Consider the following 24,814-nt stretch of genomic DNA (forward strand, 5'->3'; position numbering starts at 1 on the left):
GGAGGTAGAGGTCAATGTTAGTATCACTTAATTGGTTAAAGAATTATGTAGATATTGGAGAAATAAGGCCGGAGCAGTTAGCTGAAAAAGTAACAAAGTCCGGGATTGAAGTGGAAAGTGTAGAATACGTTGCGGAGAAAAGTGAGAATGTGGTCGTAGGATATGTACAATCCTGTGAAAAACATCCTAATGCAGACAAGCTAAATCTATGTCAAGTCGATACGGGAGAAGAAACGTTACAGATTATCTGTGGTGCACCGAATATCGCGCAAGGACAGAAAGTTGCTGTAGCTAAGCCAGGGGCTGTGTTGCCAGGTAACTTTAAAATTAAGAAAGTCAAATTACGTGGCGTTGAATCAAACGGAATGATCTGCTCCCTGCAGGAACTTGGTATCGAAGAAAAATATGTACCAAAAGAGTTCGCTGAAGGAATTTTTGTTTTCCCTGAAGATGTAACAGTGGGAGAGAGTGTCGAACCGTTATTAAACCTTAACGACGCTGTGCTTGAATTTGAATTAACACCCAATCGCGCGGATTGTCTTTCCATGTTAGGGGTAGCCTATGAAGTTGCTGCACTGCTGGATCAGCCACTTCAACTGCCAAGTGAGGAAGTAGAAGTTACAGGTGAAGATGCTGCAGACTTTATAAATGTTGAAGTCGAAGCTAAAGATCTAAATCCTTATTATGGAGCTTTTATTATTAAAGATATTGAGATAAAAGATTCCCCACTTTGGATGAAAAATCATCTAATCGCAGCGGGTATTAGACCGATTAACAATGTCGTGGACATTACCAACTTTGTAATGTTGGAGTATGGTCAGCCATTACATGCATTTGACTATGATCGCTTGCAGTCAGAAAACATTTTGGTTCGACGTGCTAAGGATGGCGAGACACTTGTGACGCTTGATGAGCAGGAAAGAACGCTCTCAGAAGAACAACTAGTTATTACGAATGGCAAAAAGCCTGTTGCCTTAGCTGGCGTAATGGGTGGTCTTGATACAGAAGTTCATGAACAGACTAAAACTGTACTACTTGAAGCCGCTTATTTTGAATCCTCTGCAGTAAGAAAAGCAGTGAAGGATACTGGTTTACGTAGTGAGTCGAGCACACGTTTTGAGAAAGGAATCGATCCAAACAGAGTAAAAGAAGCAGGTCAAAGAGCGTGTCAGCTTTTAACACAATATGCTGGTGGAAAAGTCCTTGCTAATGTGGTTGAATTCGACCAAATTGATCGAACTGAGAAAAAGATTAATCTTATGACAAGTGAAGTAAATAAGCGACTTGGAACAGAGATAACAGCTGAAGATATTGCTGATATATTTCGCAAGCTTCGCTTTCATTTTGAACAGGATCATGAAGAGTTTATTGTATATGCACCAACTCGCAGGGGAGATATTACAATTTTTGAAGATTTACTCGAAGAAATTGCACGTGTTTATGGGTACGATAACTTGCCTTTCACATTACCAGAAGGGGAAGCCCATGCTGGGGCTCTTACAGAGACACAGCAGCTAAAGAGAGATGTGAAACGTTACTTACAAAGTGTTGGACTTATGGAGACAATAACGTACTCCTTAACAAGCTCAGCGAAGATCAGTCAACTTATCAGTCCAGAAATTCAAAAATTAGATCCACAAGCCGTTGCGCTTTCTATGCCGATGAGTGAGGATCATAAATATTTAAGGTTAAGTCTTTTGCCAGAGTTATTAAGTACCATTTCCTACAACCAGGCAAGAAATCAAGCAGATCTGTTTTACTTTGAGTTAGGTAAAATCTTCGTTTCCCAGGAAAAGATGATTACGAGCCAACCATCTGAGCAACTTAGATTGTCTGGCGCACTTTCCGGAAAATGGATGGAGCATCCTTGGCAACAGGAGAAAAAAGAGGTTGATTTTTATGTGGTGAAAGGCATAATGGAAGGATTGTTTGACTACCTAAAATTACCAGTCTCCTTCAAAAAAGGATCAATACCACAGATGCACCCAGGTAGAAGTGCTGTACTACTCATTAATGGTAAGGAAGTTGGGTTTATTGGCCAAGTACATCCTGCCTTACAAAAAGAAAATGGCCTTAAAGATACGTATGTATTTGACGTAAATATGGAAGAAGTGATTGCCGAGCATAGTGCTGTTCCTTCCTATAGTCAAATTCCGAAGTATCCATCCATTTCAAGGGATATAGCCTTTATCATGGATAAGCATATTCCTGCTGGAGATGTGAAACAAACGATTGTAGAATTAGGAGCCCCATTAGTGAAAGAAGTCGATATATTTGATGTCTATCAAGGAGAAAACATAGGGGAAAACAAGAAATCAGTTGCGTACAGTCTAGTGTATCAACACCCTGATAAAACTCTTACTGACGAAGAAGTAGAAGAGTCTTACACTAACATCCTTTATAACGTAAATGAGAAATATGATGCATATGTAAGATCATAATAGTGATAGTATAAAAGCCGATCAATTAGTCGATACGATTAATTGGTCGGCTTGTTTCTTGCTTATCCCGCCTCAACTGGCAGTAAAACCCCCACCAAATGAAGTTTCACTTTATAAATAGGCTTTCGCTTTTGTGGTATTTGCAAAATGGGTCTTAGCACAGTGGTTTAATGCGTCTTCCCCATGTTCTGTGATAAGTCTGGCGATAACTTGGTCAACTTTTTTGGACGCGCCTTTTGGGATCGTAACACCAAGCTTTTCGGTTAGCCTATCTATTTCATCGAGAAAACGACTTCTTGCAATGATTGATCCAGCCGCAACTGCAATGGAGTAGCTTTCTGCCTTTGTCATAAAATAGGTCTTTTCTGCAAGTGCTTGTTTTTCAGAAGCAATATGCCGCTTATAAATTGCTGGCTCACAAAACTGGTCAATTAATACACCCTCCATGGGTTTATCTTCTACTTTCTTTAAAAGGCTTTTAATGACAGAGTGATGTAGCATAGCCTTCATTTTACCTTGTGACCAGCCACTGGCCTGTAGCTTATTGTACTTTTCATTTGCTAGCACCATCAGCGTATAGGGGATGTTCATTTTCACAATTTCTCTTGAAAGCTTCCTTATGGTAGCATCGGTTAGGTTTTTTGAATCCTTTACCCCCATTTTTTTCAACGTATCAATTTGGTCTGCACTTACATAAACGCCAGCTACCGTGATGGGGCCGAAGTAATCTCCTGTACCAGCTTCATCTGTTCCTATATGACTCTGGGAAAATAAAGTGGAAGGTGGTGCATATGTAGATTGCGGTTTCCCTGTGGGATTCCCTTTTTTTGTGGAAGTGTTTACTGTTGCATCTGTCCATTTTCCTGCTTCCTTTTCCGGACTTGCGCCTTGAAATAAAACCTTTCCGGATTTGTAGGCTGTTATGACCGCATGTTCGGTCTTTGCCCGAAAAAACGCTCCCTGTGGAGTAGTAGTTAGAGATGTATGATAATGCTGCATCATTTTCTTAATTGTATTATATGGTAACGTGTGCACAGACTGTGGCATTTACTCAACTCCTCTTTTTCCGATAGATTGACTATAGCAAAAACAGCGACAGAAGAAAACGGGTTTGTTCCATGATATCTCGGTTTCCTAATTCATTCACTTCATGTTAATATAAGATGTAGAATTTTTTATCAGGCAGGAGGGTATTCCCGTGACCCAAAATAATAAATCGCGGATCACTGTTGATATACATAATAAATCATATACGATTGTTGGGGAGGAATCTGCAAGTCATGTTCGCCTCGTTGCCAGCCTAGTTGATCAAAAAATGAATGAAATCCAAGAGGCTAACAGGCACCTTGATACGACCAAGCTTGCAGTACTTACAGCCGTGAATACAATGAATGATTACTTAAAATTAAAAGAGGACTATGCAGCATTATTAGGTTCATTAAAAAAGAAAGAGGATAACTAGATATGTTTGATCTTATCATACTGATTATATTAATTTTTGGTTTATTCGTGGGATTGAAGCGAGGGTTCATACTCCAGCTATTCCATTTGTTAGGGTTTATTTTAGCCCTAATAGCAGCATCTCTCTACTATGATAATTTGGGTCCGAAGCTAAAACTGTGGATACCTTATCCCGATTTAACAGATCAGGGAGCTTGGGCAGATTTCCTTCAAGCACTTCCGTTAGAAAGTGGTTTTTATAATGCAATTGCCTTTGTTATCATATTTTTTGCAGTCAGAGTTATATTACAAATTATTGCCTCAATGCTTGATTTTGTGGCATCCTTACCTGTCTTGAATTCAGTAAATAAACTGCTTGGTGCAGTGCTGGGATTTTTAGAGGTTTATCTTTTATTGTTTATTGTCCTGTATATTTTTGCCCTTACGCCAGTTGCCAGCATACAATCATGGATAAATGACTCTTCCATCGCTCTTGGGATGTTAGAACACACCCCTTACTTATCAGAGAAATTAAAGGATCTTTGGTTTAATACGGTGGCTTAATCTGATTGAATAACCTAACTATGAATGAAAAAGCAATAGATGCACCATAACTGACTGGTTCAAGTAGTAGTGATACAGTTGTATGTCATGTACAATAAGTATTAACTAGTTTGAATCAGTTTTTTTACACGTGAGGGAAGTTAAACGTTGGAAGCAATGAAGGCGTAGAAATAAGTAGCCATTCTCTTAAGATAAGAAAGAGACTATTAGTGAATGTAGGTGAATTACAATGAGTGTAAATAAAAAAGACGTCATTAAATTACTTGAAAAAATTGCAATTTATATGGAATTAAAAGGTGAAAATACGTTCAAGATAGCTGCATACCGAAAAGCAGCACAGGGCCTTGAGAAGGATGAAAGGTCGCTTTCTGCCATTGAAGACTTTCAAAAAATCAGTGGGATTGGAAAGGGAACCAGTTCGGTAATAGAAGCATTCGTTGAAACAGGCAATTCGGAAACACTTGCACAATTAGAAAAGGAAATACCAGAAGGACTCATACCTTTATTAGATTTACCTGGTCTTGGTGGTAAGAAATTAGCCAAGCTATATCAAGAACTTGGTGTAAGGGATGGCGCATCTCTAAAAGAAGCGTGTGAGAATGGACAGGTTGAGGCATTAGCTGGTTTTGGAAAGAAAACGGCAGAAAAAATTCTTTCTGCACTAGAGGATGCTGGAAAACGTCCAGAACGTCTGCCAATTGCTATCATGCTTCCAATTGCTGAAAAAATTGAAGCATACCTAAGCCAGGTTAGTGAAATCCAGCAGTATTCCCGTGCTGGTAGCCTCAGACGAATGCGGGAAACAATAAAAGACATTGATTTTATCATTGCAACCGAACAGCCAGAACGTGTTAGAGAGGCATTACTAAAGATAGAGAATCTTAAAGATGTAATCGCCAAAGGAGATACGAAGGTATCTGTGACACTTGAGGATATCTATGATATTAACGTAGATTTTCGTTTGGTTGATCAGTCCGAATTTGCTTCCACCTTACATCATTTTACAGGGTCAAAGGAACACAATGTTGCCATGCGACAGCTTGCAAAATCACGTGGCGAAAAAATTAACGAGTATGGGGTAGATGTTGAGGAAACAGGTGAGACATTACACTTTCCCACGGAAGAAGCCTTCTTTAAACATTTTGGTTTACCATATATCCCTCCAGAAGTAAGAGAAAATACAGGAGAAGTGGAAGAATTCTTCTCTTCAAATAACCTGCTTGAACTTACTGACATTCGTGGTGACTTACATATGCATACCACAGCGAGCGATGGGGCACAGTCACTGGAGGAAATGGTAGAAGAAGCAAGAAGAAGAAACTATCGCTATATTGCGATTACAGATCATTCTAAGTACCTACGGGTAGCAAATGGTCTTGATGAAGATCGCTTAAGGAAGCAACGAGATCAAATTGAAAAGCTAAACGAAACTTATAAAGATATCCATGTTTTTGCTGGGGTAGAAATGGATATACGACCAGATGGAACTCTGGATTTTTCTGATGACTTTTTAAAGGAAATGGATTTTGTCATTGCGGCGATTCATTCCAATTTTAATCAGTCAAAGGAGAAAATAATGGGTAGGTTACAGGCTGCGCTTGAAAATCCCTACGTGTCCTTAATTGCCCATCCTACAGGTAGGTTGATAGGAAGACGCGAAGGGTATCAAGTAGATATGGTACAGCTTATCAAAAAAGCGAAAGAAACAAATACTGCTTTAGAAATTAACGCCAACCCTAATCGCCTGGACATAGCTGCAGAGTGGGCCAGAAAAGCCCAAGACTCAGGGGTGAACCTGGCGATAAATACGGATGCGCATAATTATCAAATGTTGGAGCATATGAAGTACGGAGTAGGCATTGCCAGAAAAGGTTGGATTGAAAAGGACACCGTTATGAATACTTGGTCCGTTGACGAGCTAAAGAAATACTTCTCACGGAATAAATAAGGAAGAAAAAAGGAGTAACACTTTTATGAATGAGCGAATCCTTCGGGTAATGGAATTCGATAAAATAATAGATCAATTAAAAGACCATGCAGCAACGTCTTTAGGTAAACGTCTTGCGGTTCAAACAAAGCCATCTGTGGACATGGAAGAAGTCATACAGCGCCAGAAAGAGACGGATGAAGCTTCCCAAATTGTGCGTTTAAATACAGAAATGCCTCTTGGTGGTATTTCTGACATACGGGCAAGCATCAAACGCTCGGTAATCGGAGGTAGTTTAGGGACTGACGAATGTTTAGATGTGGCAAATACCATTTATGGTGGAAGGCAAGTTAAAGATTTTGTTGGCAAGTTGGAAGAAACGTACCCTATCTTAGAAGAGCTTGTGGAGCAGATCACACCATTAAGAGAACTTGAGCAACTAATAAAAAGCTGTATTGATGATCACGGTTATGTGATGGATAGTGCTTCCCAGAAATTACGCAGTATTCGTTCCTCTATAAGGACCTATGAAAGCAGGGTCCGGGATAGATTGGAAAATTATACACGAACTAATAGCAATATGCTTTCGGACGCCATTATTACCATTCGTAATGATCGCTATGTACTGCCTGTAAAGCAAGAGTACAGAGGAGCGATAGGTGGCATTGTACATGATCAATCATCCTCAGGTCAGACATTGTTTATGGAACCTAAAGCAATCGTTGACCTTAATAACCAGCTCCAAGAGGCATCGGTAAAAGAAAAGCAAGAGATTGAAAGAATTCTTCAGGAAATCACCGAACAGATTGCATTAGAGGAAGCCCCATTACTAATCAATATTGAGGTATTATCAGATATCGATGTTATGTTTGCTAGAGCAAAACTGGGTAAACAAATGAAGGCTTCGATGCCAAAAATGAATGGTAACGGAATAATTAAAATGCAACAAGCTAGACATCCACTCATTCCTAAAGAGGAAGTGGTCCCGAATGATGTAGAAATTGGAGAGTCATATACCTCTATTGTCATAACAGGACCCAATACAGGTGGGAAAACAGTCACCTTAAAGATGATCGGACTCTGCACACTCATGGCACAATCTGGTTTACAGGTTCCCGCATTGGATGGGTGTGAGCTTGCTGTATTCCAACACGTATTTGCAGATATAGGTGATGAACAATCGATTGAGCAAAATCTTAGCACCTTCTCATCTCATATGACTAACATCGTAGATATTTTGAAAAAAGTCGATGATAAGACACTTGTCTTATTCGATGAACTCGGAGCAGGTACTGATCCACAAGAGGGAGCAGCACTTGCGATGTCCATCTTAGATGATGTGATAAGTAGAGGGGCCAGAGTAATTGCAACCACTCATTACCCTGAATTAAAGGCCTATGGTTATAACAGAGAAAATGTCGTAAATGCTTCAGTAGAATTTAATGTGCAGACCCTACGACCAACTTATCGTCTATTAATTGGCGTTCCTGGTCGCAGTAATGCTTTTGAAATCTCTAAAAGGCTGGGGTTGGATAATCAAGTGATCGACCAGGCTAAAGGGTTAATCGGTGTTGATACAAAAAGTGTTGAAAACATGATTGCCTCACTCGAAGATTCACAGCTTTCTGCTGAAAGAGAATACGAAGAAGCACATCGAACGCTTATAGCAAGTGAAGAATTACATCAAGACATAAGAAATGCCTGGAACCAATTTGAACAAAAACGAGAAGCTCTTTATAAGAAAGCTGAGGAAAAGGCAGAGAAAGCATTAGCAAAAGCCCGCGAGGAAGCCGAGCTAATTGTCGATGAAATACGTAAAATGAAGACAGAGACGAAGTTAAAGGAACATGAGTGGATCGAAGCGAAAAAGATGCTAGAAGATGCACAGCCTAAGCTACAACAAAAGAAAAAAGAACAACAGCCTTCTGCGCCAGCACAGTCCAAGAAAGAGATCAAAGCTGGTGATGAAGTGAAACTTCTGAAACTTAATCAGAAGGGTACGATTGTAGAAAAGGTTAGTGATAAGGAATTCCTCGTACAAGTCGGTATAATGAAAGTCAAAATGAAGCGTGAGGATCTCCAGCCATTAGGAAAGCAAAAGCAAACCTATGAAAAACCCCTCACTACCATACGTGGATCTAATTATCATGTTAGTACAGAACTTGATCTACGTGGCGAAAGGTTTGAGGATGCTCTTTTAAAACTAGAAAAGTATATTGATGACAGCTTACTTGCCGGATACGGGAAGGTATCAATCATACATGGTAAAGGAACAGGTGCCTTGCGCAATGGTGTAAAAGAGTTCGTCAAGAAGCATCCGAGAATTGCGGGGCAGAGACCTGGAGAAGCGGGAGAAGGCGGTAGTGGAGTTACCGTTATAGAATTGCGTTAGTGACAAATAGGAGGAAGCGCTGTGAGTACATTTTGGGAAAATGTTATTGTTGTAACGGCTGCTAGATACAGTGTGGTTATATTAGCCACACTTGTATTCCTAGCCATATTTGAAACAGTAACATCTTATAGAAATTGGGAAGAGATTAAAAAGGGAAATTTAGCAGTAGCAATGGCAACCGGAGGGAAAATATTTGGAATAGCTACCATTTTTCGCTTTTCCATTGAGCATAATGATACGGTGCTTCAAAGTATTGGCTGGGGAGCATTTGGCTTTTTGTTATTATTGTTTGGGTATTTTATTTTTGAATTTCTCACCCCAACGATAAAAGTTGATGAAGAAATTGGAAAAGGAAACAAAGCAGTTGGTTTAATTTCCATGATGATATCCATTGGATTGGCATTTGTTATTGGCGTTAGCATAGAATAGGGGAGCGTTTTTATGATACTTGACAGGTTGGCAAAAATATTAACAGTTGTAGCGGTTATTTTTATGATAGTTGGCATCGTGTATTTATTTAAATAAAAGTTACATAAAATTTTCAAAAATTGAAATTTACCGTTATAATAAAAAATAGTATAGTAATAAAGGAGGAGATATAGAATGGGGCAGAGTAAAAGATGGTTAAAGCATTACCCCTCTGAGATACCTACCAGTATTACGTATGACAGGAAGCCCTTGCACGCATTTCTTGAAGAAAGTGCTTCCCGATTCGCAAAAAAGAAAGCGCTTTATTTTATGGGGAAGGAGATAAGTTTTGAGGCTTTGTACGAGGAAGCAAAAAAACTGGCATTCTTTATGCAGAAGAAGGGGCTGAAAAAAGGCGATAAAGTCGCCATTATGCTACCAAATTGTCCCCAAGCGGTAATTGGATATTATGCTACACTTATGGCTGGGGCCGTTGTTGTACAGACTAACCCCCTTTATAAAGAAAGAGAATTGGAGTACCAGTTAAAAGATTCAGAGGCAAGCTTTATTATTTGCTTGGATATTCTCCTTCCTACCGTTACCAACGTTATTCCTAAGACAAACATCAAGCATTCAATTGTCACAGGCATCAAGGATTACCTACCATTTCCCAAGAATATGGTTTATCCTTTTGTTCAAAAGAGACAATATAAAATGGTTGTGAAAGTAGAAGAATCAGAGATAACCCATAGCTGGGGAAAAGCAATTTCTGCATCGGAAACTTCTTACCAGAAAGTGGATATTGATCCAATGGTGGACCTTGCATTACTACAGTATACGGGTGGCACAACAGGATATCCCAAAGGCGTTATGCTGACACATTATAACTTAGTTTCTAATGTTCAAATGTGTGATGCTTGGTTATACAATACTAAAGGTGAAGAGGATATTGTTCTCGGAGTTCTGCCTTTCTTTCATGTGTACGGAATGACAACCGTCATGAACAATTCTATTATGGTAGGTTCCAAAATGGTATTACTGCCTAAATTTGATGCAAAGGAAGTTTTGAAAACAATTGATAAGCAAAAGCCCACACTCTTCCCGGGAGCGCCAACCATCTATATTGGCCTGCTAAACCATCCTGATCTATCTAACTATGATTTATCCTCTATTGAAGCCTGCATCAGTGGATCCGCTCCACTTCCTATCGAAATACAGGAGCAATTTGAAAAAATAACTGGTGGTAAATTGGTGGAAGGGTATGGACTAACAGAAACTTCTCCTGTAACCCATGCGAACTTTGTTTGGGAAAAGAGGATTAATGGAAGTATTGGAGTACCTTGGCCTGACACAGAATGTAAAGTCGTGGTAATGGAGACGGATGAGGAAGCTGAAATAGGTGAAATAGGTGAAATTGTAGTAAACGGACCGCAAGTAATGAAAGGTTACTGGAATAATCAGGAAGAAACAGATTTAGTATTGAAAGATGGGTGGCTATTCACTGGAGACTTAGGGTACATGGATGAAGATGGGTATTTCTATGTAGTTGATCGTAAAAAAGATATGATTATTGCAGGCGGGTATAACATTTATCCTAGAGAAGTGGAAGAAGTGCTTTACGAGCATGAGGGGATTCAAGAAGCGGTAGTCGCAGGAGTACCAGACGCCTATCGAGGAGAAACTGTTAAGGCCTACATCGTACTTAAGACTGGATCAACTTTAAACGAGGAAGAATTAAATCGTTTTTGTAGAAAGCATTTGGCAGCATATAAAGTACCAAAAATTTATGAATTTAGGAAAGAGCTACCAAAAACAGCAGTCGGGAAAATACTAAGACGCAGCTTAGTAAACGAAGAAAAAGAAAAACGGAAAGAGGAAGAAGCGGAAAACATTCAAAAAGCATGAGCCCATACGGCTCTTGTTGGAAAAAGTTTGGACAACTTATATCGGTTGACAGATATCATCTTTGATCGTAAAATAAAATATGAATGATGATTCATTCATTTGATTATTTTTTGTTTAGATTAGGAGATTAAGATGAATAAACGAAAACCAAAGTATAAGCAAATTATTGAGGCAGCAGTGGAAGTAATAGCTGAAAATGGTTATCATGCCTCACAGGTTTCAAAAATTGCCAAAAAGGCAGGAGTTGCAGATGGCACCATCTATCTATATTTTAAAAACAAGGAGGATATTTTAGTCTCGGTTTTTGAAGAGAAGATGGGACAGTTCATAGAACAAACCGAAAAGTCCATTGAGCAAAAAGAAGATGCGAATAAAAAGCTTTTAGCACTAATTGAAATGCATTTTCAGCAATTGGCAAGCAACCAACATTTGGCTGTAGTAACGCAGCTAGAACTGCGCCAGTCTAATCCTGAATTGAGGGTGAAAATTAACCAAGTTTTAAAGCCCTATTTGACCTTGATCGACAGTATAATTAAAGAAGGAATGCAGGATGGGCTTTTTCGAAAGGAATTAATTCTACCACTTGTAAGACAAATGATATTTGGTACATTGGATGAAACAGTGACCAACTGGGTAATGAAGGAAAGAAAATACAACTTAGTAGATCAGGCAGGAGACGTTCATCAATTACTTACAAATGGCCTAACTGTAAAATAACAAAGGGGGGAGAAAGATGTCTATTTTAGCTTATGATGTAAAGGACGGGGTAGCTTATCTAACTATTCAAAGTCCACCTGCTAATGCACTCTCTAGCACACTTCTACTTGAATTGGAAGAAAAACTAAAAAAAGTGGAAGCTGATAAGGGTGTGAAAGCAATTGTGTTAAAAGGAGACGGAAGGTTTTTCTCAGCAGGGGCTGATATAAAAGAGTTTACTTCTTTTCAAGATTCTTCAGATTCTAAATCACTAGCACAAAAAGGACAACAGCTTTTTAACAAGATTGAACATTTTCCAATACCAGTTATCGCAGCGATTCATGGAGCAGCGCTTGGGGGAGGATTGGAACTGGCAATGGCATGCCATATTCGAATTGTAACAAAAACTGCTAAGCTTGGACTGCCTGAGCTTACTCTTGGTATCATTCCAGGTTTTGCGGGAACCCAGCGCTTACCGCAGCATGTAGGGAATGCCAAAGCATATGAAATGATCTTATCTGGTGAACCTATATCTGGGGAGGAAGCATATCACTTTGGGCTTGCCAATAGGGTCGTGGAAGAGGATGAATTGTTTACTGAAACTAGTAAACTTGCAAAAAAAATAGCAGAAAAAAGTAGACCTTCCATTCAGCATATTATGAATTTAGTGCCTTATGCGAAAACGGACCTCTTTGACAGAGGATTGGAGGCTGAAGCAAATGCTTTTAAAGAAGTTTTTGGTTCCCAGGATGCTAAAGAAGGTATCCAGGCATTCTTGGAAAAACGCAAACCAAACTTTATAGATAAGTAATCCACTTTTACTTGAGGAGGAACAAAATTGGATATATATGTACTGTTAAAAAGAACGTTTGATACTGAGGAAAAAATAAATATATCATCAGGAAAAATTGAAGATGACGGCGCTGAATTTATCATTAATCCATATGATGAGTATGCGGTCGAAGAAGCAATTAACCAGCGGGATGAGCATGGAGGAGAGGTTACAGTAGTAACAGTAGGAGATGAAGAATCCGAGAAACAGCTTCGAACAGCGTTGGCGATGGGAGCGGATAAAGCAGTCTTAATTAATACGGAGGAAGATTTAGAAGATGGAGATCAATATACTACTTCACGTATCCTCGAAGCGTATTTTAAAGATAAACAAGTCGACTTAATCCTTGCAGGTAATGTTGCGATTGATGAAGCGAGTGGACAGGTCGGACCGAGATTAGCTGAATTGTTGGGTATGCCTTATATTACAACGATTACCAGCTTAAAGATTGATAATGACACAGTTTCCCTAGAAAAAGATGTAGAAGGTGACGTCGAAGTCGTAGAATCAACACTGCCTTTATTGGTGACATGCCAACAAGGTTTAAATGAACCAAGGTATCCATCTCTTCCAGGCATTATGAAAGCGAAAAAGAAACCTCTTGAAGAGCTGGAATTAGATGATTTAGACCTTGATGAAGATGAACTTGAAGCGAAAACGAGAACAGTTGAGATTTTTCTGCCACCGGAAAAAGAAGCTGGAAGAGTTCTTGAAGGGGAAATTGGTGATCAGGTTCAGGAGCTAGTATCTTTACTTAAAAACGATGCAAAAGTGCTATAAAACCGTTCAGTCAGAAAGGGGAAGACGTAATGAGTGATAAATTTTTAGTTATTGGTGAAGCAAGGGAAGGTACATTACGAAATGTGACCTATGAAGCAATTGCAGCAGCTAAGAAGATTCAGCCCGAAGGTGAAGTTGTTGGCATAATATGCGGTGATACAGATCAAGGAAGTCAAGCTGAGGAAATGATCTATTTTGGTGCCGATAAAGTAATCACAATAAAGCACGATAATTTGAAAGCGTATACGTCAGAAGGTTATGGGCAGGCCATCCTATCCGTAATTAAAGAAGAAGCGCCTTCTGGTATTGTTATGGGACACACCTCGGTTGGGAAGGATCTTACACCAAAGCTTGCAAGTAAATTAGAGAGTGGTCTTGTTTCAGATGTGGTGGATTTAGAACTAGATGGGGATACACCAGTTTTCACACGACCAATATATTCTGGAAAAGCATTTGAAAAGAAGACAGTAACAAGTGGGTTAACATTCTTTACGATAAGACCAAACAACGTACCAGCACTGGAACGAGATGATAGCCGGAAAGGTGAAGTAATCACAAAAGATATAGATGTTGCAGGTATTCGAACTGTAATTAAAGATGTTATTCGAAAAGCAGCAGAAGGAGTAGATCTTTCTGAAGCGAATGTAATTGTCGCGGGTGGTAGAGGTGTCAAAAGTGAAGAAGGGTTCAAGCCATTGTATGAATTGGCAGAAGTGCTTGGTGGTGCAGTCGGGGCCTCGCGTGGAGCTTGTGATGCAGAGTACTGCGACTATTCTCTGCAAATCGGCCAGACTGGGAAGGTTGTTACCCCAGACTTGTATATTGCTGTAGGGATTTCTGGAGCAATTCAGCATCTTGCCGGAATGTCCAACTCTAAGGTTATTGTTGCCATTAACAAGGACCCTGAAGCAAACATTTTTAATGTAGCAGACTATGGAATTGTAGGGGATTTATTTGAAATCCTTCCACTGTTAATTGAAGAAATTAAAAAAATGAAGCAATAGAAAAAGCTATTGCTTTTTCTATTTTCTATCCAATTACTACGTGGCCCGGGGGACCGGGTCATGCCGGCGTTGACCTAGGATGGGTCGTCCTTAGTCGGCGTTCCAAGTTAGCAGGGGCTCTGCGCTTTTCTTATGTCTAGCTCCGAGCCCCAGAAACTAGGCGACTTCGCGAATCGCCCTACGATAAAGAAGACTTGCCGATTAGTGACAACCAGAGGCCTAGTCGCACTTATACCTGGAAGGTGAAAGTCATCATCGGTTCGCAAACTCACCGTGATTCCTTTATCTCAGTTGAAGCGCTCCAGCCGCTACGTTTCTAAGCGGGGGCTCTGCGCTTTTCTTATGTATAAGCAAAGTATTCGCAAGGAAATAATAACGATGGTATACTCGGTGTATGATTTAAAGCTTCACTTAAGGAGGAATTAGAATGGCAATTACGAACGTAACAGATCAAAACTTCGCTAAAGAAACTGCTGAAGGACTAGTATTAGCTGATTTTTGGGCGCCTTGGTGTGGACCTTGTAAAATGATTGCACCAGTACTCGAAGAAATCGATGGCGAAATGGAAGATAAAGTACAGATCGTTAAACTTGATGTAGATGAAAACCAGGAAACTGCTGGTAAATATGGTGTTATGAGTATCCCTACACTACTATTGTTTAAAGATGGTAACGTAGTAGATCAAGTTATCGGTTTCCAACCTAAAGAAGCGCTTGTAGATCTTATTAACAAGCACGCGTAATAATGGTATAGTGAATAGAAAGTAAATTAAAATCCCTTGTTGCCTATGTAACAAGGGATTTTCTAAGTGATAAAAGGAATGGATAACATGAATCAGATGATTAAAGAGAAACTTGCTGTCCTGCCATTGCAACCGGGCTGTTATTTAATGAAGGATAAACATGGTACCGTTATTTATGTTGGAAAATCAAAGCTTTTACGGAATCGTGTTCGATCTTATTTTACTGGTGCTAATGACAGGAAGACACAGCGGCTTGTGCAGGAAATTATAGATTTTGAATACATTGTAACAACTTCGGAGATAGAAGCTCTAATATTGGAAATGAATTTAATTAAAAAATATGATCCCAAGTTTAATGTCATGCTCAAAGATGATAAATCCTACCCTTACCTAAAAATTACGTCTGAGAGACATCCTCGATTATTAATAACCCGTAAAGTTAAAAAAGATAAGGGGAAGTATTTTGGCCCATACCCGAATGTTATTGCAGCAAGAGAAACGAAGAAACTTCTAGATCGCTTGTATCCATTAAGAAAATGCAATAACCCACCAGGGAGGGTCTGTTTATACTATCACTTGGGGCAGTGTAAAGCATGTAGTGAAAATCCCCCCTCTAAAAAGGAATATTTTTCAATTGTTCAGAGTATCTCTTCCTTTTTACATGGAGGATATAAAAAGATTAAAGCTGATCTTAAGCAAAAAATGTTGCTGGCTAGTGAGCAACTGAACTTTGAACGTGCGATGGAGCTCCGTGATCAAATCGAGCATATAGAAATAGTAATGGAACAACAGAAAATGACGCTTAATGACAATGCCGATCGTGACATCTTTGGTTACAGCTATGACAAAGGCTGGATGTGTGTTCAAGTGTTTTTCATTAGGCAGGGGAAGCTAATTGAGCGTGATGTTGCAGTGTTTCCTTTCTTTGATGATGCAACGGATACATTTCTCAGCTATGTCGGAAGGTTTTATATACACCAGCACCATCCAAAGCCGAAGCAGATTCTTGTTCCAATTGGTGTTGATAATGATTTGGTGAAGGAATTATTGGAAGTAGATGTCCATACACCATATAGAGGCCGTAAAAAAGAATTGGTGGAATTGGCGACCAAAAATGCGGAAATCGCGTTGAAGGAGAAATTCTCTATTATAGAGAGAGATGAGGAGCGGACCATTGTGGCGGTTGAACAGTTGGGTGAAACGCTTAATATTGAGACACCACATCGTATTGAAGCCTTTGATAATTCAAATATTCAGGGAACGGACCCTGTTTCTGCTATGGTTGTCTTTATAGACGGAAAACCAAATAAAAAGGAATATAGAAAGTATAAGATTAAAGACGTAGAAGGACCAGATGACTATGATACCATGCGTGAAGTTGTCCGCCGTAGATACTCAAGGGTACTTAAGGATGGATTACCATTGCCAGATATGATTATAGTCGATGGTGGGAAAGGACAAATGAGTGCGGCGTTAGATGTTTTGGTAAACGAATTGGGGCTTGATATTCCGTTATGCGGATTAGCGAAAGATGACCGCCATAAAACGAGTGAATTATTGTACGGTTTCCCACCAACAGTAATTCCGTTAAAACGTCAGTCGCAGGAGTTTTATCTCGTCCAACGAATACAGGAAGAGGTCCATCGTTTTGCTATTACATTCCACAGACAGTTAAGGGGCAAAAACTTGTTCCAGTCAGAGCTTGATAAGATACCAGGGATTGGGGAAAAAAGGAGAAAATTACTTCTTACTCACTTTAAATCAGTGAAGGAAATTAAGAAAGCAACTGTTACCGATATCACGAAATTAGGTATCCCAATAACCACTGCTGAAGATATTTTAGCGCATTTAACGAGAGAAAATAAGGATAGCGAATAACATTTTATTAGTCCGTGAATAGAAAAGCCACGAAGTATTTATACTTCGTGGCTTTTCCATATAGAACTGCTTAATAAATTTATTTCGCATACATAATATTGAATTGAACTTGGTGAATTTTTCGATGTATATCCTCGGTACACTCACATTCGTGTCCTACTAGTCGTTCTACAGCTTCTGCGAGAAATCCAGCTTCAAGTCGAAAATCAGTATTTAATGGGGCTTGTAGTCGTTGTGCCACACTATCGGCCATCAACTGAAAGACTAGCTCTTTTTTCTTTTCTTTTACAAGCTCCAATTTTCCCCATCCTAATTTCTCCACAATATCATAAATATCTTCCATGGATTCAAGAGCAAACTTTCTAGCAAGATTTCGTCCCATAAAATAAAGCAATGTATCGGATTCATTACCAAATAATTCAGGTAAACCAATGTATCGAAGAATATCGTATCCAGCACCAGTGCTTTGAAGGTTAGTTAATAAAGAATTATCAAGTGTATCTTGTTCCTTTGACATGAATGTCATCCTTTCCAATAGGTAGCCTGCTTCTTATGTATGAAGAAGTAAATTGCTAGTCTTATTATCTATATAATTAACGAAATTAGCAAGTGTACCGTTGGAAGTTCTTCTTATAAATTTCTTTTTTTTTCGGAAGACTTTCTATAAGATTACGGTAACGTTTTCTTGACGCTTTTTCTAGTTAGAAGTACAATAAATATGTCGCAAATTGTACATTATGCAAATAGTAAGGAAACAACACAAAAACCGATACTATTTGTTGATGTTACTAGTTATGAAAATCGTAAACTTTGAAACTAAGGGGGGGTAACACATGGCAGAGCATCGTGAGTTTTTTTACAGGAGATTACACTCACTATTAGGCGTAATACCAATTGGGCTCTTTCTGGTTCAGCACTTAGTGGTGAATCATTTTGCTGTGTATGGTGAAGAAAGTTTTAATAAGGCAGCTGGTTTTATGCATGGACTACCATTTAGGCTATTGCTTGAAACCGTAGTCATTTATCTGCCAATTCTGTTTCATGCAATTCTAGGGGTTTATATTGTATTTGTCGCGCGAAATAACATGAAAAGATACAATTATTTCCGAAATTGGATGTTCTACGTACAACGATTCACAGGCATTGTAACACTCGTATTTATTGCCTGGCATGTATGGGAAACACGGATACAGCTTGGGATGGGTAATGTAGATCTTGATTATAGCCTAATGGAAAATATTTTAACTAATCCATTTATGTTCTGGTTCTATATTATTGGTGTCATTTCTACTACTTTCCATTTTGCAAATGGTTTATGGAGTTTCCTTGTAACATGGGGCTTCACACAGTCACCAAAATCTCAAAAAATCGCTACATATGCAACATTGCTAATCTTTTTAGCGATAAGCTATTTAGGTGTAAGAACATTAATTCAATTTGCTTACGGCGTTTAATTTATAGAAAGAGGAGTGAGTGTTCATTATGAGTAATCGCAAAATTGCTGTTGTTGGCGGCGGACTTGCCGGCCTGATGGCAACAATCAAAGCAGCTGAAGCGGGTGTGAATGTAGATTTATTCTCTATTGTACCTGTTAAACGTTCTCACTCTGTTTGTGCACAAGGTGGTATTAACGGTGCGGTTAATACGAAAGGGGAAGGGGATTCTCCAGATATTCACTTTGATGATACAGTTTACGGTGGAGACTTCCTAGCGAATCAACCTCCTGTAAAAGCAATGTGTGATGCAGCTCCAAGTATTATCCATATGTTGGATCGAATGGGTGTTATGTTTAACCGGACACCAGAAGGGCTACTTGATTTTCGCCGTTTCGGTGGAACCCAGCATCATAGAACAGCGTACGCTGGGGCAACAACAGGACAGCAGTTGCTATATGCATTGGATGAACAAGTTCGTCGCTATGAAGTTGAAGGACTTGTTAATAAATTTGAAAGCTGGGAATTTGTTGGCGCCATTATAGATGACGAAGGAACAGGTAGAGGAATTGTAGCACAGGATATTAAGACACACGAAATTAAATCTTTCCCTTCGGATGCAACAATTATTGCGACCGGTGGTCCAGGAATTATTTTTGGTAAATCTACCAATTCAATTATTAATACCGGCTCTGCTGCAAGTGTGCTTTATCAACAAGGTGCAAAATATGCAAACGGTGAATTTATCCAAATACATCCAACTGCAATACCAGGGGATGACAAGCTGCGTCTTATGAGTGAGTCAGCTCGTGGAGAGGGTGGGCGCGTTTGGACTTATAAGGATGGGGAACCATGGTACTTCCTTGAAGAAAAATACCCTGCTTACGGAAACCTTGTACCTCGTGATATTGCTACACGTGAAATTTTTGACGTGTGTGTAAATCAGAAGCTTGGAATCAATGGGGAGAATATGGTTTATTTAGATCTTTCTCATAAAGATCCAAAGGAACTGGATGTAAAACTTGGTGGGATTATCGAAATCTATGAAAAATTTGTAGGTGAAGATCCTAGAAAAGTTCCAATGAAAATTTTCCCTGCTGTTCATTACTCAATGGGTGGCCTATGGGTTGATTATGATCAAATGACAAATATCCCTGGGATTTTTGCTGCTGGAGAATGTGACTATTCCCAGCATGGAGGGAACCGTTTAGGTGCTAACTCGTTGCTATCCGCTATTTATGGCGGTTCGGTAGCTGGTCCTAATGCTATAAAATACATCGACGGACTGGATAAACATGTAGATGACATCTCTCCAGAGTTATTCGAGAGAACTGAAAAAGAAGAACGTGAGAAGTTCGAAGCATTAATGAATATGAAAGGTACAGAAAATGCCTATCAAATTCATAAAGAGCTAGGCGAATGGATGACTGATAATGTAACAGTTGTTCGAGATAATGAGAAACTATTAAAAACCGATAAGAAAATACAAGAGTTGTTGGAGCGTTGGGAAAATATTAACATTAATGACACTTCCAGATGGAGCAATCAAGGTGTAATGTTCACCCGTCAGTTGAAAAACATGCTTCACCTAGCTCGCGTTATTACAATCGGTGCATATAATCGTAATGAAAGTCGCGGTGCGCATTACAAACCAGAGTTCCCTGATCGTAATGATGAAGATTGGTTGAAAACAACCGTTGCCGCATTTAACCAAGAGACAGAAGAACCTGTATTTACATACGAACCTGTAGATACGTCTCTAATCAAACCACGTAAGCGCGATTATACAAAAAAAAGTGAAGGGAGTAAGAAATGATGGCTGAACAACAAACCGTTACGTTTATTATTACCAGACAGGACAGTCCTGAATCTGCTCCTTATGAAGAAACATTTCATGTTCCTTATCGAAAAAACATGAATGTTATCTCTGGCTTAATGGAAATACGGCAAAACCCGGTAAACGCGAATGGTGATAAAACCGCTCCTGTATACTGGGATATGAACTGTTTAGAAGAGGTTTGTGGAGCTTGTTCCATGGTAATTAACGGAACAGCTAGACAATCTTGTGCGGCCTTAGTAGATAAATTAGAGCAGCCAATTCGTCTTGAGCCAATGTCTACATTCCCTGTTGTAAGAGATCTAATTGTTGATCGTGAACGAATGTTTGATGCATTAAAACAAGTAAAAGCTTGGATTCCAATTGATGGAACACATGATTTAGGGCCGGGACCTCGTATGCCTGAAAAGAAACGTCAATGGGCTTATGAGCTTTCAAAATGTATGACATGCGGTGTTTGTCTAGAAGCATGTCCTAATGTGAATGATAAGTCTAATTTCATTGGACCTGCAGCATTATCACAAGCACGTCTTTTCAATGCTCACCCAACTGGTGAAATGAATGCAAGTGAAAGATTAAATGGTTTAATGGATGAAGGCGGAATTGATGGATGTGGTAACTCACAAAACTGTGTGCAAGTATGTCCAAAAGGAATACCTTTGACTACATCTATTGCAGCAATGAACCGTGCTACAAACATTCAAGCATTTAAAAATTTCTTTGGTAGTGATCACGCACATTAAGTGGTAGTAAAAGCCCCCTTTTGCCTCGATGGGTAACAAGGGGGCTTTGTGCTACACTATTTTTTAGGGAACAATTGGAGGACTAAATAATGAAAACGATATCATATATTGAAAATCTAGAGGAGTGGAGAAGTTCTTTTTCTTTTTCCACGCCTATAAAAATTCGATTTTCCGAGACGGACATGTTTGGACATGTTAATAATGTCTCTCCTTTTATTTATTTCGAACAAGCAAGAATTGAATTTTTAAAATCGGTTGGCTTATTCAATACCAAGTCTGAAGAAGATGCTGGTATACCAGTGGTCGCTGATTTACAGTGCGACTACCTGCAACAAATGTATTTCAATGAAAACTTAACCATGTATGTAAAAGCGAATCATGTTGGCAATACGTCGATTGATATTCACTATATGGGGGTCGTTGATGGGGAAGTTGCTTTGACTGGAAGAGGAAGACTTGTTTATGTTCACCCTAAGACTGGAAGACCTTTGCCAATAAGTGAAGAAATAAAAAAAGAATTGCTAGCAACATAGATTAAAACAAAACTATAGACAACCTCACAGGTGATTAAGCTTCGTATGGACTGAAGTTAGTATTACTCAATATACAAACAAAACCGACTTCCTGTTGAAAGTCGGTTTTTTTAATCTAGAGCTTTAATTCCCCCATACGAAGGAGCTCTACAACAGCTTGTGATCGCCCCTTGACTCCTAACTTTTGCATAGCATTTGAAATGTGATTGCGGACAGTTTTCTCTGATATGAAAAGCTCCTGAGCAATGTCTTTTGTTGTTTTATCCTGTACTAACAATTCGAATACTTCCTTCTCTCGCTTTGTCAGTAGTTGCTTCGGTTTAAAATCGTTGTCCTTCAAATGTTAACCCCTCCTTGCTCTTATAGAGCTGCAAATTGAAGGGAAATTATTTAGTCTCTATAAAGTATGAAGGGAATGAGAAAACGGTGCGTACAATTACAATAACTTCAATGTGAAACAGATGAAATTTTGGTATAATAGGTTAATCATTTATTTTTATAACGATTGTGGCTATAATGGGAACAGTAGAATAGGACTAGTTTAAAATTGAAACATTTTGACTGTTTACTGAATATTATAGGTTGAAATCCTGTTTACATGATAGTGGTTAACTTTAAGAGCAATGAAAGATCATTAGGGGGTTACATTTTTGAAAACCGATGCATCTACGATCACAATAAACAAAATAGAAAAACGTATGCGCTATATATCAGGTATTATAAAACAAAATGGACGTAAGATTTTAAATAATTATCCTATCACCTCCCCGCAGTTTGTTGCATTGCAATGGTTGCTTGAAGAAGGCGATTTAACAATAGGTGAATTATCAAATAAAATTAGTTTGGCATTTAGTACAACGACTGACTTGGTGGATCGTATGGAAAGAAACGAGTTGGTAGAACGCGTGCGTGATTCTAAGGACAGAAGGGTAGTCCGGATTCATGTGTTAGAAAAGGGAGAATCCATAATTGAAGAAGTAATTCAAAAGAGGCAGGAATATCTTGGTGAAGTGCTTGATAAATTTTCCCTTGAACAAACAGAGCAATTAAGTGAGCTACTCGATTTTTTACATGAAGAAATGATACAAGTAGATAAAAAATAATAGAAAAGTAGAGGGGATTTTTGTGGAGCAGGCAATTGGGGTCATCGACTCTGGGGTAGGCGGACTCACGGTAGCATATGAACTGATGAGGCAGCTGCCGAAAGAAAAATTAATCTATCTTGGAGACACAGCTAGATGCCCATATGGTCCTAGATCGGAAGAAGAAGTGAAAAAATTCACTTGGGAGTTAGTAGATTTTTTGCTGGAGAAAAACATTAAAATGCTCGTGGTGGCGTGTAATACTGCAACGGCGTTTACATTGCAGGAGCTTCAAGAGAAATTAGATATTCCGGTTATCGGTGTTATTCAACCTGGTGCAAGGGCTGCTATCAAGTTTACGAGAAATAATAATATTGGCGTTATTGGAACAGAAGGAACAATTCGTAGTGAGGCATATACAAAGGCACTTGAAAGCATCCATTCAAGCATTAAAGTAAATGCTCTGGCCTGCCCATTATTTGTACCAATGGTAGAACAGGGAATTTTAACCGGGAAAAAGGCTCAAGAAGTTGTAGAGTCATCATTATCTCCGCTAATGGTAGGAGAGATGGATACACTGATACTTGGTTGTACGCACTATCCTTTGCTTAAACCTACTATTCAAAATGTAATGGGAGAACAGGTGACAGTTATCTCATCGAGTGAAGAAACAGCCAGAGAAACGAGTACTATTCTAGATGTGCATAAGATTATTAATACAGGTGATGTCATACCAGTTCACGAGTTTTATACAACAGGTGAGTTGGAAATCTTTATTGAGATTGCTAAAAGTATATTTAAAGATCCATATTTACAGATGGTTACCATAAAAAAAGCACAACTTGGCCAAACCCAGAAAACCTAATCTTATAGGTTACTGGGTTTTTTATGTATTAGAAAGAATGGACTTACTTGGAAAAAACGTCCACACAATCATTTTCAACATATTAATAAATCGCGCTGATTTCTTTCTCACTTATTTTTATCTTGTTTTGGTCTATTTTCACGGGAGGCTCGTATACATAGTAGTACAAACCATCCTAGGGGGGAAAGACATGTATAAGCGCGGGATATTATTAACAGGAAGTATTACAATGGCCATATTATTATCAGGTTGTTTTCAGGGAGAGGAATCGCTGGAGGATATGGATCCACCACAAAACGCATCACCCGTTGATAATCTAGAAGACGGGGGAGATAATGAAAGTGTGGCAGGGGACGGTGAAGAAACAAGCGTAAATGAGACTGTACCAAGAGAACTTTACTTAGTGGATGCAAATGGCATGGTAGCGGCACAGACTATAGAATTGCCTAATCCAGAATCAAAAGAGGTAGCTTCTCAAGTATTGGAACACTTAGTTAAAGGTGGACCAGTCACTTCCATGTTGCCAAATGGATTCCGGGCTGTGCTTCCAGAGGGGACAGAAATTCTTGGAGTGAATCTTCAGGAAGACGGAACGATAGTGGTCGATTTCTCAGAGGAGTTTCAAGACTATGATGCAAAAGAGGAATTACAAATACTTGAATCAATAACACATACACTGACCCAATTCGATAATGTTAATACCGTTCAGCTGCAAATTAATGGACATGCGGTAAAAGAAATGCCAGTCAATGGTACCCCGATCGGTGAAGGTTATTCTAGGGCAAACGGAATTAATGTTACAGAAACAGACACCACTGATTTAATTAATAGTAAAGCTGTCACGATGTATTACCCTACAGAGCATGATGAGAATCGCTACTACGTGCCAGTAACACAGTATGTAGAGGCAAATGATGAAGACATTTATGCTTCCATTGTACAATCACTACTCGAGGGACCTGGTTTTAATACGAACGTGCAGCACGTTTTTAATTCTACTACTCTCCTGACAGGAGAACCAACACTTAGTGATGGTGTACTGAACCTAACATTTAGTGAAGATATCTTACTGAAAGATGGGGAAGGTGTTATCGCAGACGATGTGATGGAGACCATAGTAAGGACATTGACTGAGCAGGAAGGTATTGAAGCAGTTGATGTAAAAGTGGAGAATGTCGAGCAACTGGTCAATGAAAACGGCGAAACATACGAGGAGCCTGTTACGAAACAACAATTTACACCAACTGAAAAGCTTTAAGCGAAGGGGCTAAGCAATATAGCCTCTTTTTTATTTTTTAATCTTTAGATTCGG

23 protein-coding genes are annotated in these 24,814 nt (G+C 39.1%); 20 read left to right on the forward strand and 3 right to left on the reverse strand.

Translation table 11 applies throughout. The annotated features are described in order from the left end of the window. Positions 1-14 precede the first annotated feature (14 nt). A complete protein-coding gene (gene pheT / locus AC6CHS_RS00595) occupies positions 15-2,441 on the forward strand; it encodes a phenylalanine--tRNA ligase subunit beta (RefSeq protein ID WP_498233559.1) in 2,427 nt (808 codons plus the stop codon). Positions 2,442-2,552: 111 nt separating this feature from the next. Here the strand turns inward: pheT and rnhC are convergent, their stop codons facing one another. Beyond that, entirely contained in the window at positions 2,553-3,488 is a 936-nt protein-coding gene (gene rnhC / locus AC6CHS_RS00600) for a ribonuclease HIII (protein WP_498233560.1), read from the reverse strand. 151 nt (positions 3,489-3,639) lie between these two features. On the opposite strand from rnhC, the gene zapA reads away from it, so the two are divergent. The 12 genes from zapA to uvrC all read left to right on the forward strand — a co-directional run bounded on the left by zapA (position 3,640) and on the right by uvrC (position 17,009). Next, positions 3,640-3,903 carry a cell division protein ZapA gene (gene zapA, locus AC6CHS_RS00605; RefSeq protein WP_036572195.1) on the forward strand — a complete coding sequence of 88 codons (264 nt, stop codon included), beginning with the start codon at positions 3,640-3,642 and terminating at the stop codon, positions 3,901-3,903. Positions 3,904-3,905: 2 nt separating this feature from the next. Next, positions 3,906-4,445, forward strand: a complete 540-nt coding sequence (locus AC6CHS_RS00610) for a CvpA family protein (RefSeq protein ID WP_498233561.1) — start codon at positions 3,906-3,908, stop codon at positions 4,443-4,445. 229 nt (positions 4,446-4,674) lie between these two features. After that, a complete protein-coding gene (gene polX, locus AC6CHS_RS00615) occupies positions 4,675-6,393 on the forward strand; it encodes a DNA polymerase/3'-5' exonuclease PolX (protein ID WP_498233562.1) in 1,719 nt (572 codons plus the stop codon). 25 nt (positions 6,394-6,418) lie between these two features. Further along, positions 6,419-8,764: an endonuclease MutS2 gene (locus tag AC6CHS_RS00620; protein ID WP_498233563.1), complete on the forward strand. Its 2,346-nt coding sequence runs from the start codon at positions 6,419-6,421 to the stop codon at positions 8,762-8,764. Between the two features lie 21 nt (positions 8,765-8,785). After that, on the forward strand, positions 8,786-9,193 hold the full coding sequence (locus AC6CHS_RS00625) for a DUF350 domain-containing protein (protein WP_036572201.1): 408 nt from the start codon (positions 8,786-8,788) through the stop codon (positions 9,191-9,193). A gap of 174 nt (positions 9,194-9,367) precedes the next feature. Further along, positions 9,368-11,077, forward strand: coding sequence for a long-chain-fatty-acid--CoA ligase (locus AC6CHS_RS00630; RefSeq protein WP_498233564.1), 1,710 nt, complete (start codon positions 9,368-9,370; stop codon positions 11,075-11,077). Positions 11,078-11,209: 132 nt separating this feature from the next. Then, positions 11,210-11,794 (forward strand): fatty acid metabolism transcriptional regulator FadR, encoded by a 585-nt coding sequence (gene fadR / locus AC6CHS_RS00635; protein WP_498233565.1) that lies wholly within the window; start codon positions 11,210-11,212, stop codon positions 11,792-11,794. A gap of 16 nt (positions 11,795-11,810) precedes the next feature. Beyond that, positions 11,811-12,584: an enoyl-CoA hydratase gene (locus AC6CHS_RS00640; RefSeq protein ID WP_498233566.1), complete on the forward strand. Its 774-nt coding sequence runs from the start codon at positions 11,811-11,813 to the stop codon at positions 12,582-12,584. A 27-nt stretch (positions 12,585-12,611) separates the two neighbouring features. Beyond that, positions 12,612-13,385, forward strand: a complete 774-nt coding sequence (locus tag AC6CHS_RS00645) for an electron transfer flavoprotein subunit beta/FixA family protein (protein ID WP_498233567.1) — start codon at positions 12,612-12,614, stop codon at positions 13,383-13,385. Between the two features lie 29 nt (positions 13,386-13,414). Beyond that, positions 13,415-14,389 carry an electron transfer flavoprotein subunit alpha/FixB family protein gene (locus AC6CHS_RS00650; RefSeq protein WP_498233568.1) on the forward strand — a complete coding sequence of 325 codons (975 nt, stop codon included), beginning with the start codon at positions 13,415-13,417 and terminating at the stop codon, positions 14,387-14,389. Positions 14,390-14,816: 427 nt separating this feature from the next. Next, positions 14,817-15,131, forward strand: a complete 315-nt coding sequence (gene trxA / locus AC6CHS_RS00655; protein WP_036572212.1) for a thioredoxin — start codon at positions 14,817-14,819, stop codon at positions 15,129-15,131. Between the two features lie 87 nt (positions 15,132-15,218). Further along, positions 15,219-17,009, forward strand: a complete 1,791-nt coding sequence (uvrC, locus tag AC6CHS_RS00660; RefSeq protein WP_498233569.1) for an excinuclease ABC subunit UvrC — start codon at positions 15,219-15,221, stop codon at positions 17,007-17,009. 79 nt (positions 17,010-17,088) lie between these two features. Here uvrC and AC6CHS_RS00665 read toward each other — a convergent pair whose 3' ends face one another. Beyond that, positions 17,089-17,526 carry a DUF2507 domain-containing protein gene (locus tag AC6CHS_RS00665; RefSeq protein WP_498233570.1) on the reverse strand — a complete coding sequence of 146 codons (438 nt, stop codon included), beginning with the start codon at positions 17,524-17,526 and terminating at the stop codon, positions 17,089-17,091. A gap of 316 nt (positions 17,527-17,842) precedes the next feature. Between AC6CHS_RS00665 and AC6CHS_RS00670 the strand changes: the two genes are divergently transcribed. The 4 genes from AC6CHS_RS00670 to AC6CHS_RS00685 all read left to right on the forward strand — a co-directional run bounded on the left by AC6CHS_RS00670 (position 17,843) and on the right by AC6CHS_RS00685 (position 21,555). Next, positions 17,843-18,463, forward strand: coding sequence for a succinate dehydrogenase cytochrome b558 subunit (locus tag AC6CHS_RS00670; RefSeq protein ID WP_106897089.1), 621 nt, complete (start codon positions 17,843-17,845; stop codon positions 18,461-18,463). Between the two features lie 28 nt (positions 18,464-18,491). Further along, the gene (gene sdhA / locus AC6CHS_RS00675; RefSeq protein WP_498233571.1) at positions 18,492-20,258 is read left to right on the forward strand and encodes a succinate dehydrogenase flavoprotein subunit; all 1,767 of its coding nucleotides are present in this window, start codon (positions 18,492-18,494) and stop codon (positions 20,256-20,258) included. Beyond that, a complete protein-coding gene (sdhB, locus tag AC6CHS_RS00680) occupies positions 20,258-21,022 on the forward strand; it encodes a succinate dehydrogenase iron-sulfur subunit (RefSeq protein WP_498233572.1) in 765 nt (254 codons plus the stop codon). Before sdhA ends, sdhB begins: the two co-directional genes overlap by 1 nt. 89 nt (positions 21,023-21,111) lie before the next feature. After that, positions 21,112-21,555, forward strand: coding sequence for an acyl-CoA thioesterase (locus tag AC6CHS_RS00685; RefSeq protein ID WP_498233573.1), 444 nt, complete (start codon positions 21,112-21,114; stop codon positions 21,553-21,555). 115 nt (positions 21,556-21,670) lie between these two features. Here the strand turns inward: AC6CHS_RS00685 and AC6CHS_RS00690 are convergent, their stop codons facing one another. Next, positions 21,671-21,895 (reverse strand): helix-turn-helix domain-containing protein, encoded by a 225-nt coding sequence (locus AC6CHS_RS00690; protein ID WP_498233574.1) that lies wholly within the window; start codon positions 21,893-21,895, stop codon positions 21,671-21,673. A gap of 358 nt (positions 21,896-22,253) precedes the next feature. Between AC6CHS_RS00690 and AC6CHS_RS00695 the strand changes: the two genes are divergently transcribed. The 3 genes from AC6CHS_RS00695 (at position 22,254) to AC6CHS_RS00705 (ending at position 24,760) form a co-directional block, all read left to right on the forward strand. Beyond that, on the forward strand, positions 22,254-22,658 hold the full coding sequence (locus AC6CHS_RS00695) for a MarR family winged helix-turn-helix transcriptional regulator (protein WP_390620588.1): 405 nt from the start codon (positions 22,254-22,256) through the stop codon (positions 22,656-22,658). A 22-nt stretch (positions 22,659-22,680) separates the two neighbouring features. Continuing rightward, positions 22,681-23,502, forward strand: a complete 822-nt coding sequence (racE, locus tag AC6CHS_RS00700) for a glutamate racemase (RefSeq protein ID WP_498233575.1) — start codon at positions 22,681-22,683, stop codon at positions 23,500-23,502. A 190-nt stretch (positions 23,503-23,692) separates the two neighbouring features. Further along, on the forward strand, positions 23,693-24,760 hold the full coding sequence (locus AC6CHS_RS00705) for a GerMN domain-containing protein (RefSeq protein WP_498233576.1): 1,068 nt from the start codon (positions 23,693-23,695) through the stop codon (positions 24,758-24,760). Positions 24,761-24,814 lie beyond the last annotated feature (54 nt).

This window comes from Oceanobacillus sp. GQ8 (assembly GCF_059758495.1).